The organism is Mesorhizobium sp. ArgA1, from assembly GCF_053714375.1.
Genome location: NZ_JBSKBQ010000004.1, coordinates 1 through 14,310, shown reverse-complemented (window position 1 = coordinate 14,310; position 14,310 = coordinate 1). Strand labels below are relative to the sequence as shown.

8 protein-coding genes are annotated in these 14,310 nt (G+C 65.2%); all 8 read left to right on the top strand.

Going from position 1 to position 14,310, the window contains the following annotated elements; all coding sequences use genetic code 11:
• Positions 1–123: 123 nt before the first annotated feature.
• The 8 genes from ahcY to ACWGTI_RS12125 all read left to right on the top strand — a co-directional run bounded on the left by ahcY (position 124) and on the right by ACWGTI_RS12125 (position 14,064).
• Positions 124–1,524: an adenosylhomocysteinase gene (ahcY, locus tag ACWGTI_RS12160; protein ID WP_454587334.1), complete on the top strand. Its 1,401-nt coding sequence runs from the start codon at positions 124–126 to the stop codon at positions 1,522–1,524.
• 288 nt (positions 1,525–1,812) lie between these two features.
• Positions 1,813–4,374 (top strand): ATP-binding protein, encoded by a 2,562-nt coding sequence (locus ACWGTI_RS12155; protein ID WP_454587333.1) that lies wholly within the window; start codon positions 1,813–1,815, stop codon positions 4,372–4,374.
• Between the two features lie 8 nt (positions 4,375–4,382).
• Positions 4,383–5,894, top strand: a complete 1,512-nt coding sequence (gene tsaE / locus ACWGTI_RS12150) for a tRNA (adenosine(37)-N6)-threonylcarbamoyltransferase complex ATPase subunit type 1 TsaE (RefSeq protein WP_454587332.1) — start codon at positions 4,383–4,385, stop codon at positions 5,892–5,894.
• Positions 5,891–6,619: a nucleotidyltransferase family protein gene (locus ACWGTI_RS12145; protein ID WP_454587331.1), complete on the top strand. Its 729-nt coding sequence runs from the start codon at positions 5,891–5,893 to the stop codon at positions 6,617–6,619. Before tsaE ends, ACWGTI_RS12145 begins: the two co-directional genes overlap by 4 nt.
• Positions 6,616–9,738 carry a double-strand break repair protein AddB gene (gene addB, locus ACWGTI_RS12140; RefSeq protein ID WP_454587330.1) on the top strand — a complete coding sequence of 1,041 codons (3,123 nt, stop codon included), beginning with the start codon at positions 6,616–6,618 and terminating at the stop codon, positions 9,736–9,738. Before ACWGTI_RS12145 ends, addB begins: the two co-directional genes overlap by 4 nt.
• On the top strand, positions 9,735–13,253 hold the full coding sequence (gene addA / locus ACWGTI_RS12135; RefSeq protein WP_454587329.1) for a double-strand break repair helicase AddA: 3,519 nt from the start codon (positions 9,735–9,737) through the stop codon (positions 13,251–13,253). Before addB ends, addA begins: the two co-directional genes overlap by 4 nt.
• A 73-nt stretch (positions 13,254–13,326) precedes the next feature.
• On the top strand, positions 13,327–13,650 hold the full coding sequence (gene trxA, locus ACWGTI_RS12130) for a thioredoxin (RefSeq protein WP_023672297.1): 324 nt from the start codon (positions 13,327–13,329) through the stop codon (positions 13,648–13,650).
• Between the two features lie 132 nt (positions 13,651–13,782).
• Positions 13,783–14,064, top strand: a complete 282-nt coding sequence (locus tag ACWGTI_RS12125; RefSeq protein WP_127289572.1) for a cupin domain-containing protein — start codon at positions 13,783–13,785, stop codon at positions 14,062–14,064.
• Positions 14,065–14,310: the final 246 nt, after the last annotated feature.

The window sequence follows — 14,310 nt, the reverse complement described above, 5'->3', positions numbered from 1 at the left end:
GATTTCTTTATATCCCATTGTCGTTCAGCCGGCGATCTGCTAGTCAGGCCGGCATTCCCGCGCCCTTCGACGCGCCGTGTTGGCGCAGGCGCATTCGCAGACAAATCGCACCGGAGCACTGCCATGACAGGTAGCAAGGACTATGTGGTCGCCGACATCTCGCTTGCCGGCTGGGGCCGCAAGGAACTCGATATCGCCGAAACCGAAATGCCGGGCCTGATGGCCTGCCGCGAGGAATTCGGCGCCAAGAAGCCGCTGAAAGGCGCGCGCATCACCGGATCGCTGCACATGACCATCCAGACGGCGGTGCTGATCGAGACGCTGAAGGCGCTCGGCGCCGAGATCCGCTGGGCCTCGTGCAACATCTTCTCGACCCAGGACCATGCCGCGGCGGCGATCGCCGAAGCCGGCATCCCGGTGTTCGCCGTCAAGGGCGAGTCGCTTGAAGACTACTGGGACTACACCGACAAGATCTTCCAGTGGGCTGATGGCGGCCTCTCCAACATGATCCTCGACGATGGCGGCGACGCCACCATGTACATTCTGGTCGGCGCCCGCGCCGAAGCCGGCGAGGACGTGCTGTCCAACCCGCAGAGCGAGGAAGAGGAATACTTCGTCGCCCAGATCAAGAAGCGTCTCAAGGCTTCGCCGGGCTTCTTGACCAAGCAGAAGGAAGCGATCCGCGGCGTCACCGAAGAGACGACCACGGGCGTCAACCGGCTCTACCAGCTGCAGAAGAAAGGCCTGCTGCCGTTCCCGGCGATCAACGTCAACGACTCGGTCACCAAGTCGAAGTTCGACAACAAATATGGCTGCAAGGAATCGCTGGTCGACGGCATCCGCCGCGGCACCGACACGATGATGGCCGGCAAGGTCGCGGTCGTCTGCGGCTATGGCGACGTCGGCAAGGGCTCGTCGGCTTCGCTCAAGGGCGCCGGCGCCCGCGTCAAGGTTACCGAAGTCGATCCGATCTGCGCGCTGCAGGCGGCGATGGACGGGTTTGAAGTCGTCACGCTGGAAGATGCAGCGCCGACCGCCGACATCGTCATCACCACCACCGGCAACAAGGATGTCGTCACCCTCGACCACATGCGCTCGATGAAGGACATGGTAATCGTCGGCAATATCGGCCACTTCGACAATGAGATCCAGGTGGCGTCGCTGCGCAACCTAAAATGGACCAACGTCAAGCCGCAGGTCGACATGATCACCTTCCCGGACGGCAAGCGCATGATCCTTTTGTCGGAGGGACGTCTGCTCAACCTCGGCAACGCCACCGGCCATCCGAGCTTCGTTATGTCGGCCTCGTTCACCAACCAGGTCCTGGCGCAGATCGAGCTCTACACCAAGCCCGGCCAGTACCAGAACCAGGTCTATGTGCTGCCCAAGCACCTCGACGAGAAGGTGGCGCGCCTGCATCTCGACAAGCTTGGCGCCCGCCTGACCGAACTGTCCGGCGAACAGGCCGCCTATATCGGCGTGACCCCACAGGGTCCGTTCAAGCCGGAACACTACCGCTATTAAGCATAGCGCAAGTTACCACTAGATATTGAAGCCGGGCGATTGACATTTCGCCCGGCTTCTTTTTTGCGCTGAATGATTCTTCACGCCGATTCCAGCACGCGCTATTGTGGTGATTCGCGGGCCGGGGACGAGGGCCGGCGCACGCATCGAGGGTATGATCCCGAAAAGTGGGAACCGGTTTTCGGAAAAGATCATGCTCTTCAAAAAAGAGTTAGATCAGGAGGGCGTTCTGCCGACGTCATCCTGATCTGGGCGGTCTTGCATTCAGGCGGCGAAGAGGACCAAGACATGCCGGGGGAAAACCCGCCTCGCGCGGGATGGGCCGTTTCCGGCGGCCACGACGATTCCGATATCACTGGCTCCGCCATCGCAGGCGGCGGCCTGAAGAAGCGCGCGGGCGCCCGCCTGGGAACCTTTCTCGCCACGTCCGCTCTTGCCCCACTCACCTCGTTTGCCGCGCATGCCGAGCCATCCATTGCGCAGAAAGCCGGGCTGTCGGTCAGCGCGGTCGAGGTCATCCAGCTCGCCATGTTCGTCGGCGTCATGGGCGCCGCTCTGGTCTCCGCCATCTTCCTCATCCGCGAAAGAGCCCGCACCTCGGCGCAAAATGTCGAGCTCAGGGCCCGCATCGCCGACGTCAACGCGGCGCTGCAGCGTTCGGAAGCGCTGCTCAATCTGCGCGACCAGCGCATCATCGTCTGGGCTTCGGAAAACAAGAAGCCCGAGCTGATCGGAACCTTGCCGCTCGAAAGCGGTGCGCCAGAAGACCGCGCTGCGTTCCTGGCCTTCGGCCGCTGGCTGATGCCGCGTTCGGCGGCCGCGCTCGAAAATGCGGTCGCGGGCCTGCGCGAGAAAGCGAAGCCGTTCGATTTGGTCATCGAATCGCAGGCCGGGGCGCCGCTGGAAGTGCACGGCCGCAAGAGTGCTGCCCATGTGCTGGTGCGCTTCGTCTCGTTGTCGGAAACGCAGCGAAGCCAGGCGAGGCTCAAGATTGAGAACCAGAGGCTTGCCGCCGATTACGACACCATCATCGGCCTGCTCGACGCCTTGCCGATGCCGGCATGGCTGCGCGCCACGGACGGGCGGCTGAAATGGGTCAACCGCGCCTATGCCGGAGCGGTCGAGGCACCGAGCGCCGAAGCCGCCGTGCGCGAGGCGAAGGAATTTCTCGGCGGCCAGGCGCGCGAACAGATCGCCGAACTGCACAAATCGCGCCCGGTGTTCGAGCAGACGCTGTCGACGGTGATCGAGGGCGACCGCCGCGTCTTCTCCGTCACCGACTACGCCGGCAGCGACGGCTCGGCAGGCCTTGCCTGCGACACCAGCGCCACCGAGACGATCCGCGGCGAATATGAGCGCACGGTGCGCAGCCATGCCGACACGCTCGACCAGCTGAACACGGCGGTGGCGATCTTCGATACCGACGAGAAGCTGCGCTTCTTCAACCAGGCATTCCAGAAACTGTGGGGGCTGGACTCTGGCTTCCTGCACAGCGCGCCGGACAATGCGCTTTTGCTCGACCGGCTGCGCAGCGAAGGCAAGATCGCCGAACAGCCGGAATGGCGGCGCTGGAAGGAAGGCCTGCTTGGCGCCTACCGCGCGGTGGAATCGCAGGAGCACTGGTGGCATCTGCCTGATGGCAAGACCATCCGGGTGGTGGCCAACCCGCAGCCGAAGGGCGGCGTGACCTGGGTGTTCGAAAACCTGACCGAGAAGATGGATCTGGAAAGCCGCTACCAGACGGCGGTGCGGGTCCAGGGCGAGACGCTCGACAATCTGGCCGAAGGCGTGGCGGTGTTCGGCCCGGATGGGCGGCTGCGCCTGTCAAACCCGGCCTTTGTCGCGCTGTGGGGGCTGAGCCAGGATGTGGTCAAGCCCAACGTCCATGTCTCGGCTATCCGCGATCTCAGCGATCAGCGCGCCGTCGACAGCCCGTGGGGCGGGTTCGTCGCCGCCATCACCGGCTTCGACGACGAGCGCCGCGAGCGCCACGGCCAGACCGAGCTGAAGAACGGCACCGTGCTCAGCTACGCCGTCATCCCGCTGCCCAACGGGCAGGTGATGATGACCTTTGTCGATGTTACCGACAGCGTCAATGTCGAGCGGGCGCTGAAGGACAAGAACGAGGCGCTGCAGAAATCCGACCAGCTGAAGAACGAGTTCGTGCAGCACGTGTCCTATGAGCTGCGCTCGCCGCTGACCAACATTATCGGCTTCACCGAGCTGTTGTCGCTGCCGACGACCGGGCCGCTGACCCCGAAGCAGCGCGAATATGTCGAGCATGTCGGCTCGTCATCCTCGGTGCTGCTGACCATCGTCAACGACATACTCGACCTCGCCACCGTCGACGCCGGCATCATGCAGCTCGACATTTCGGAGGTAAGCGTCGAGCGCACCATCCAGGCGGCCGCCGAACTGGTCGCCGACCGGCTGGACGAGCATGCGATCAAGCTTAGGATAGACGCCGCTGCAGCGCCGAAGAGTTTCCACGGCGACGAGACCCGGGTCCGCCAGATCCTCTACAATCTGTTAAGCAACGCCGCCAATTACGCGCCGGAGGCGAGCACGATCACGCTGGCCTGCCGCCATTTGGAACAAGGCGTGGAGTTCTCCGTCCATGATGACGGCCCCGGCATGCCGCCGGACCTGGTCGATTCGGTGTTCCGCCGCTTCGAGCCGCGCACCAATGGCGGACGCCGGCGCGGTGCGGGGCTTGGCCTGTCGATCGTCAAGAGCTTTGTCGAGCTGCATGGCGGCTCGGTGCGTATCGAGACCGGCAAGGACAAGGGCACCACCGTCATCTGCACCTTCCCCGATGCACCGTCGGGCGTCCGCGCCGCGGCCGAGTAGCGCGCTCGATGACGACTGTGGTGCTGGAGCGTTTTCTCGCCGACGAGGCTGCGACCACAAGGCTCGGCGAAGATCTGGCCATGGCGCTGCGGCCGGGCGACGTGGTGGCGCTCAAGGGCGACCTCGGCGCTGGCAAATCAACCCTGGCGCGCGCGCTGATCAGGGCATTGGCCGACGACACCGGTCTCGATGTGCCGAGCCCCACTTTCACGTTGGTGCAGAGCTACGACACCCGCATCCCGGTCCATCATTTCGATCTCTATCGGCTGTCCTCGCCCAGTGAGATCGACGAACTGGGTTTCGACGAAGCGCTGCTGCAGGGCACTGCCCTTGTCGAATGGCCGGAACGGGCCGAGGCCGCGCTGCCCAGGACGTCGATCTGGATCGAACTCGTCCATCAGGGTGAAGGTCGATTGGCGAAATTGTCGGGCGAAGGTGCCGCCTTCGAGCGGGTGGCACGATCGCTGGCGATGCGCGATTTCCTTGAAAAGGCTGGCTGGGGCGAGGCCGCGCGGCGGCATTTCGTCGGCGACGCTTCGGCGCGTTCCTATGAGATCGTCTCGCTCGCCGGCTTTGCGCCGCGCGTGCTGATGAACTCGCCACGGCTGGTGTTGGGGCCGCCGGTACGCGACGGCAAACCCTATGCGGTGATCGCCCACACCGCGCAATCGGTGACGGCCTTCGTCGCCATCGACAAAGCGCTGCTGGCGCAAGGCGTCAGCGTCCCGGAAATTCACGCCGAGGATCTCGATCAAGGGTTTCTGCTGCTGGAGCATCTGGGCTCGGAAGGCTTTCTCGACGGCCAGGGCGAGCCGGTGGCAGAACGTTATGCGGCAGCCGCCGAATTGCTGGCGATGATGCATGGCAAGACCTGGCCGCAGCGCATGGAGGCGGTGCCGGGCGTTTTGCACGACGTGCCGCCTTTCGATCGCGACGCCATGCTGATCGAGGCTGACCTTCTGGTCGATTGGTATGTGCCGATGGTGACCGGCGAGCCGGCAAGCGAGGCATTGCGCGCCGGCTATCACAAGGAATGGAGCGCGGTTCTCGACCGGTTGGACGAACGCGACGACACGCTGATGCTGCGCGATTTTCATTCGCCCAACATCATCTGGCGCGGCGACCGTACCGGCCATGACCGTCTCGGCATCGTCGATGTCCAGGATGCGCTGATCGGTCCGGCCGCCTATGACGTCGCGTCGCTGGCCATGGATGCCCGCGTCACCGTTTCGCCTGACATCGAACACCATACGGTCGATGCCTATGTCGCGGCGCGCCATGCCGCTGGGGCCTTCGGCGAGGCCGCCTTCCGCCAGGCCTATGCGATCATGGCGGCGCAGCGCAATTCGAAGATCCTCGGCATTTTCGTGCGGCTCGAAAAGCGCGACGGGAAGCCCTATTATCTGAAACACCTGCCACGCATCCGCGACTATCTCAGGCGGGCGCTGGCGCACCCGGCCCTGAAGGGTTTACACGATTTCTATGTCGCCCATGGGCTGCTGGAGGAACGCTCGCCGTGACGGCTGGTCCCAAGACTGCAATGGTGCTGGCGGCGGGTCTCGGCAAGCGCATGCAGCCGATCACCGACACCATGCCGAAGCCGCTCGTGAAGATCGCCGGCAAGACCTTGCTCGACTGGGGGCTGGACAGTCTTGAAGCTGCCGGCGTCACCAAGGCCATCGTCAATGTGCACTATCTGCCGGATCAGATCGTCGCCCATGTCGCCGGAAGGCGAACGCCAAAGATCGTCATTTCCGACGAGCGCGACGCGCTGCTGAATTCGGCCGGAGGCATCGTCAAGGCATTGCCGCTGCTGGGTGCCGAACCCTTCTACACCATCAATGCCGACACATTCTGGATCGATAGCGGAGAGCCCAGCCTCGAGCGCCTTGCCCTTGCATGGGACGGCGCGAAAATGGATATTCTGCTGATGCTTACCGATCTCGACTCGGCGACCGGCCACAGTGTCGGCACGGATTTCCTGATGGCGCCGGATGGCGACCTGCGGCGCTCGAAAGGCGACCCGGCCGGGTTGATCTATGCCGGCGCGGCGATCGTTAATCCCGCCATCTTCAGCGATGCGCCGGCCGGGGCGCATTCGCTCAACGCCTATTTCGACAAGGCGATTGCGACCGGCCGCCTGGTCGGCATGCAGATGCGTGGTCGCTGGATCACGGTCGGCACGCCCGATGCCATTGCCTCTGCGGAAGCCGCGGTCGCTGGCGCCCTCAAAAGGGCAGTATGAGCGGCTCGCGCCGCGTTCTCTCGATCCCGCCCGGAGCGCCATTCCTGCCGACTCTGGCGCAAGCCTTGCTGGCCGGCAAACTGGTGCCCGGATTCCGGTATGAAGGCGACCCGCTGGCGCTCGCCGATGTCACCATCTATGTGCCGACGCGGCGCGCGGCCCGCGCCTTGCGTGGTGCCTTCGTCGATCATTTGGGCGGCCGTTCGGCCATCCTGCCGGTAATCCGCCCGCTCGGCGAATTCGACGAGGACGAGGCCGCCTTCAGCGCAGACACTCCAGCCGAGCTTGAAATGGCGCCGCCGATCGCGGCCATCGAACGGCTGCTGCTGCTGGCGCCGCTGGTGCGGGCCTGGAAGCGCACCTTGCCGGCGCATGTGCTGGCGATGTTCGATGAGGAGATCGTCGTGCCGGCTTCCGCCGCCGATGCGATCTGGCTGGCGCGCGACCTTGCCCGACTGATGGACGAAATCGAAACCGAAGGCACCGACTGGACCAGGCTTGCCGATCTGGTAACCGGCAATCTTGCCGGCTGGTGGCTGGTGACGCTCGATTTCCTCCGCATCGTCACCGATGCCTGGCCGAAATTGCTGGAGGAGCGCGACCGCTCCAACCCGGCCGCACACCGCAACGCGCTGATCCGGCGCGAGGCGAAGCGGCTGGAACGCAACCCGCCCAAAGGCCCGGTGATCGCTGCCGGTTCGACGGGCTCTATTCCCGCCACGGCGGAACTGCTTGCCGCGGTCGCCGGCCTGCCCAACGGCGCCGTGGTGCTGCCCGGTCTCGATGGGCTGCTGGACGAGCCGTCCTTCGCGGCGATTGCGGCGCCTGGCGCGCGGCCGGCTTTGCTCGGCCACCCGCAATACGGCATGGCCAAACTGATCGGCAAGATCGGCGTGCTGCGCGGCGATGTCGAGGAGGTGGTGACAGCAGAACCCGCGCTGGCGCTGCGCGCGGCGCTTGTCGGCGAGGCGCTGCGGCCGGCCGAGACCACCGAACTCTGGGCAGAGACACGCATCCGCTTCAACGCCCGCGACATCGCCGAGACCTTCGCCAATGTGACGCTGGTCGAAGCCGCCAGCGAACGCGACGAGGCCTTGGCGATCGCCATCGCGCTCAAGACAGCCGTCGAGCAGCCGGGACAGCGGGCAGCACTCGTCACCGGCGACCGCGCGCTGGCGCGGCGCGTCTCGGCCGAGCTGTTGCGCTTCGGCGTCACCGCCGACGATTCCGGCGGCACGCCGCTTGCCAACACGCCGGCGGCCAGCCTGCTCCGGCTGACGCTGCAGGCCGTGTTCCGACCCGGCGATCCCGTCGGCCTGCTGTCGCTGCTCAAGCATCCGCTGCTTGGTCTTAGCCTGGAGCGCGCCGGCGTGCGCCATGCCGCTGAACTCATCGAACTGGTGGCGCTCCGCGGCGGCACCGGACGCCCCGACATCGCGTCGCTGCCGGCGCTGTTCGAGGAGCGTCTTGCTGGGTTGAGCGGCGACAAGCGCCAACCCTTCTGGTTTTCGCGGCTGAACGTGCGCGGCATCGAGGAGGCGCGTGAGTTGCTGAGCCGGCTTACGACAGCGCTCGCGCCACTCACAGCCTTTCGTGGTGGAGAGAATGCCGACCTGGTCGCGCTGACCAAGGCAAGCGTCGCCGCGCTGGAGAACCTCGGCCGCACGGCCGATGGCAGTCTTGCCGAACTTTATGCCGGCGACGCCGGCGAAAAACTCGCCGAGCTGCTACGCGGCGTGGTTGCCGCTTCGGCATCCTTCGACTTCGCCGCCGACGAATGGCCTGATGTGATGGATGCGCTGGTGGCGCCCGAGACGGTCAAGCCGGGGCAAGGCACGGATCGCAACATCGCCATCTGGGGCGCGCTGGAGGCGCGGCTGCAGAGCGTCGACACGCTGATCATTGGCGGGCTGAACGAAGGCGTGTGGCCGCGCAAGCCGGAGAGCGACCGCTTCATGTCGCGGCTGATGAAGACCGGTATCGACCTCGAGCCGCCCGAACGCCGCATCGGCCTTGCCGCCCATGATTTCCAGATGGCGATGGGCGCGAAGAAGGTGGTGCTGACGCGCTCCGCCCGCGCCGGCGATGCACCAGCGGTGCCGTCGCGCTGGCTGCAGCGCATCCTCACCTTCATAGGCAAGGATCCCGCCACCGCGCTGCGCCAGCGCGGCGATGAATTGCTGGCCTGGGCCCGAACCCTCGATGCCGGCGAGCGGCAGCGTTTCGCGCCACGACCGCAGCCGAAGCCGCCGCTTTCTGTCCGGCCGCAGCATTTCTCGGTCACCGAGATCGAGACGCTGCGCCGCGACCCCTATGCGGTCTATGCCCGACGCATTCTGAGCCTTCTGCCGCTTGAGCCGGTGATCCGCGATCCCGGTGCCGCGGAGCGCGGCACGCTGTTTCATGACATACTGCATGTATTTTCGACAGAGGTCGCCGACCCGCGCGCACCGGAAGCTCTGGAGAGGCTTATCGCCGCCGCCCGGACGTGCTTTGCTGAGATAGCCCTCCCCGCCGATGTCGAGGCCGTGTGGTGGCCGCGCTTCGAAAAGCTCGCCGCCAACATCATCGAATGGGAGCGTGGCAGGGCTCCCGCCGTCGCAAGGCGGCATGCCGAAGAGCGCGCCGAAAAGACCGCTGTCGCCCGCACCGGCGTGACGCTGTCCGGCTATGCCGACCGGGTAGACCTGCTGGCCGGCGGCATGGCTGACATTCTCGACTACAAGACGGGTTCCTCGCCCTCCAAGGCCCAGGCGCACACGCTGCTGGCGCCGCAGCTGGCGCTGGAAGGCGCGCTTCTGCGGCGCGGCGCCTTCAGGGGGCTTGGCGCGCGCGAACCCTCGCAACTTGCATTCGTGCGGCTGAAGCCGAATGGCGAAGTGTTCGAGGAATCCATCCTCGACTACAACCGCCAACCCAGAACCGCCGAAGACCTGGCGGAAGAAGCCTGGGCGCGTCTGGAAAAGCTGCTCATCCACTATGCCGATCCGACGACAGGCTATCTGTCGCGAGCCCTGCCGTTTCGCGAGGGCGAAAGCGACGGCGATTACGACCATCTGGCACGCGTGCTCGAATGGTCGGCCGGCGGTGACAGCAACGATGAGGGAGGGGAGGCATGAAGAAGGCCTATCCCATCCCCAGCGAAACCGCAGCCAGCCAGGCGCGCGCCTCCGACCCGAAGAACTCGGCCTGGGTGTCGGCCAATGCCGGCTCGGGCAAGACGCATGTGCTGGCGCAGCGCGTCATCCGGCTGCTGCTCAACGGCATCGATCCGTCGAAGATCCTGTGCCTGACCTATACGCGGGCGGCGGCCGCCAACATGTCGAACCGCGTGTTCTCGACGCTGTCGGAATGGACGGCGCTTGGCGATGCGGAGCTTGCCACAAAGATTGAGGCACTGGACGAGCGCCGGCCCGACCGCGACACCATGCGCCGGGCGCGCCGGTTGTTTGCCGAAGCGCTGGAGACGCCGGGCGGGCTGAAAATCCAGACCATCCACGCTTTTTGCGAATCGGTGCTGCACCAGTTTCCGCTCGAGGCCAACATTCCCGCGCATTTCGAATTGCTCGACCCGCAGATGGAGGCCTCGCTGTTCGCAGCCGCCCGCCGCGACATGATTTCGGGCACGTCAGCCGGTGACGCCGGACTGGCCGAAGCCTTTGCCACCGTGCTGGAGCGCGGCGGCGAACACGGGCTCGACGCGCTGCTGACTGAGATCGTGCGCAAGCGCGACGGCTTACGCGGCTTCATCGATGCGGTTCGTCGCGACGGCGCTGGCTTTCAGGCTCTGTTCGACGAATTCCATTTCCGCCCGGGACAGAGTGCCGAAGACATCGCAGCCTCGGTCTGGCCGCTGCCGGGCTTTCCGCCGGAGTATTTTGCCGGCTTTGCCCGTGCGGCGGAAGCGGCCGATGCCGGCAGGGTGCTGAGCAATCTGCTGCCTTACGCCATTCCCGCCTTTGCCGAGACCGACCCGATCCGCCGGCTGCAGATGCTCGGCAAGGCCTTCCTCAAGGCCGATGGCGACCCCTACGATCCGGCAAAGACCTTCAAGAAAGCGCTGCTCGATCGGCTGCCCGACCTTCCCGATCGCTATCTGGCGGCCGTCAAGGCGATCGTCGAAGTCTCCGACCGGCTGGCACTGTTCCGGATGCTGGAAGGCACGGTTGCAGCGCTGACCATCGCCGACTGGCTGATCGTGCGTTACGAGCGCCTGAAGCGCGGCCGCAGCTTCCTCGACTTCAACGACCTCATCACGCGCACGGTCAATCTTCTGGCGCGGCCCGATGCCGGTCCCTGGGTGCAGTACAAGCTCGACCAGGGCATCGACCACATCCTGCTCGACGAAGCCCAGGACACCAGCCCTGACCAGTGGGAGGTTGTGAAGCGGCTGGCGGAAGAGTTCTTTGCCGGCCATGGCCAGCGCGGCACGGCCAACCGCACGGTGTTTGCCGTCGGCGACGAAAAGCAGTCGATCTATTCGTTCCAGGGCGCGGCGCCGGATTCCTTTGCCGACAGCCGGCTATTGTTTGCCGGACGCGTGCGCGATGCCGAGGCTTCGTTTGCCGACCTCAAGCTGACTTGGTCGTTCCGCTCTACCGACGACGTGCTGGCCGCCGTCGACCGCGTCTTTGCCGACCCGGGCGTGCGGCGCGGCATCAGCCATGACCCCGATCCGCTCGACCACAAGGCGATCCGCAACGATGCGCCGGGCTATGTCGAGGTCTGGCCGTCGCTCGGCGCCGACGCCGTCGAGGAACCCGACGACTGGACGCTGCCGGTCAACCATGCCAGTGCGCCTGCGGTGCGGGTTGCCGAACATGTGGCGGCGACGATCCAGGCCTGGCTCAAGGACCGCGAGATCATCGAGGGCAAGGGGCGCAGGTTGAGAGCCGGCGACATTCTTGTGCTGGTGCGCAAGCGCGACCGGTTCGTGCATGCGCTGTCGCGGGCGCTGAAGGACCGCGACATCCCGGTCGCCGGCGCCGACCGGCTGAGCCTGCCCGGCCATATCGCGGTGAAGGACCTCATCGCGCTCGGCCATTTCCTTATCCAGCCGCAGGACGATCTGTCGCTCGCCGCCGTCCTGCGCAGCCCGATCTTCGACGTGTCGGAAGAGACGCTTTTTACGCTTGGCGCGGGAAGGCCGGCCGGAATGTCGATGATCGCATCGCTGCGGCGGCACGCCGGCGACAATGCGGCGCTGGCCGCTATCGTCGCCCGACTCGACGGCTGGGCCAATGAGGCGGCGTTCCGGCCGGTGTTCGAATTCTATGCCGGCCTGTTGGCGCGCGACGGCCTGCGCAAGAAGATGATTGCCCGGCTCGGACCGGAGGCCGGCGATGTTCTCGACGAGTTCCTGAGCTTTTGCCTGGCCGAGGAACGCACTGGGCTGCCAGGGCTGGAGGCCTTCCTGGCGACGCTGGAGAACACCGGCCCGGAGATCAAACGGGAAATGGACCAGACGCGCGACGAGGTCCGCGTCATGACCGTGCACGCCGCCAAGGGTCTGGAAGCGCCTGTCGTCTTCCTTGTCGACGGCGGGTCGGCGCCGTTCAGCGACCAGCATCTGCCGCGGCTGATGCCATTCGACGGTTCCGGCCGCAACTTTGACGGCAAGGGCTACCTCTGGCGCTCGGCCGCCGACGTGACCAACGGCTTTTCCAAAGCTGCCTCGACCCGGGCGCGAGAGCTGGCCGACGACGAATACCGCCGGCTGCTCTATGTCGGTATGACGCGCGCCGAGGATCGGCTGATCGTCTGCGGCTATCACGGCAAGCGCGCACCGAGCACCGGTACCTGGCATTCGATCGTCAGCCGCGCGCTGACAGGTGCGCCCGAAAGCACCGAGCGCCGCCATCCCGCCAGCGGCGAACCGGTGCACCGCTTTGTCATGACCAAGCTGCCGCCGGTGGCGCAGGCGGCGCCAGACGAGACGCGACTGCCGCAGCAGGTTCTGCCGCTGCCGGCGAGCCTCTACCGGGCCTTGCCGCCCTATGAGGAGCTGCCGCGCCCGCTGTCGCCCTCCGGCGCTTCGGCCCTGATCGACGAGGACAAGGAGGCGGTCGTCGATACGCGCTCGCCGGTACTCGACAGCGAGGCGGAGCCCGGTTTTGCGGTGATGCGCGGGCTGACGATGCACAAGCTGCTGCAGATGTTGCCGGGCATCCCCGAGGGCGAACGGCAAGGCGCCGCGGGACAGTATCTTAGCCGTGCCGGCTCCGACTGGACTGAAGCCGAACGCAGCGCGGCGCTGGCCTCGGTGATGGCGATCCTCGGGGATCCGCGTTTTGCCGAGCTGTTTTCGCCCTCCTCGCGTGCCGAAGTCGCTGTTATGGGCAGCCTCGAGGTCAAAGGCAGATTGCGGTCGATCTCCGGTAAGATCGACCGGTTGGCGGTGACACCGGAGCGCGTTTCGATCGTCGACTACAAGACCAACCGGCCGGCACCGGCCACACTCGCACAGGTGCCGCCGGCCTATATGCTGCAGCTGGCGCTCTATCGCGCGCTGCTCCAGCCGCTTTATCCCGGCCGCGACGTGACGGCAGCGCTGCTGTTTACCGAGGCGCCGAGGCTGATCGAACTGCCGGGGCAGGCTATGGACGACGCCCTTGCCCGACTCACGGGAGCGTGACACAAGTTCTGCTTGAAGAAGGACTGCTCAACCACCACATTTGGTGCGAGATAAATTTCGAAAGGATTTTCGCATGGCCACCGTCAAGGTCGACAAGAGCAATTTTCAGGCCGATGTGCTCAACGCCTCGCAGCCCGTCGTGGTGGATTTCTGGGCGGAATGGTGCGGTCCCTGCAAAATGATCGGTCCATCGCTGGAAGAGATCGCCAATGAGCTCGGCGACAAGATTAAAATTGCCAAGCTGAACATCGATGAGAATCCCGAGCTTGCGGCGCAGTTCGGCGTGCGCTCGATCCCGACGCTGATGATCTTCAAGGGCGGCGAAGTGGCCGACATGAAGGTCGGTGCGGCGCCGAAGACCGCCCTTTCGCACTGGATCAACGGCAGCCTCGCCTGATTCGCCTAAGCATTACCGATATTCGAAGCCCGGCGTCGCGCCGGGCTTTTCTTTGGCGTCATAGCCCGCCCCCTCTGGCGCTGGCATCTGCGCACTCCATGTCATCTGCTTGAGGCAGGACAGGAGGGACAAATGACCGGATCCGCCAAGGCCACCGTCTTCATCGACAATGAGCGCGTCATCGTCACCGAGTACCGCTTCCAGCCCGGCGACAACACCGGCTGGCACCGGCACGGCCACGACTATGTCGTCGTGCCGCTGATGGACGGCAAGGTGAAGCTGGTGACCAAGGACGGAGAGAGCTTCGCAGAGATGAAGAAGGGTGCGCCCTACTTCCGCAAGGAGGGTGTCGAGCACGACGTCATCAGCGCCAATGAGGGCGAATATGCTTTTATCGAGATCGAGTTGAAGTAACTGCGCCGCGTCGCCATCACCAGTCGGCGATGCGGTCGCCGCCGATGAATTGCGCGCTTCTGGCCGTGTATTCAAACAGCTCGATCTTCACGCCGTTGGGATCGCGGATCCAGGCCCGACTTCAACAGTTGTTTTTGAATAGATCTTTATAATCAATGAGATGTGCGGCCCCCAAGTTTCCTTAGCACCACACGATCCCCAGATCGTTGCGTATGAGACAGCTATTCGCGGATGTTTGCCGGCAGG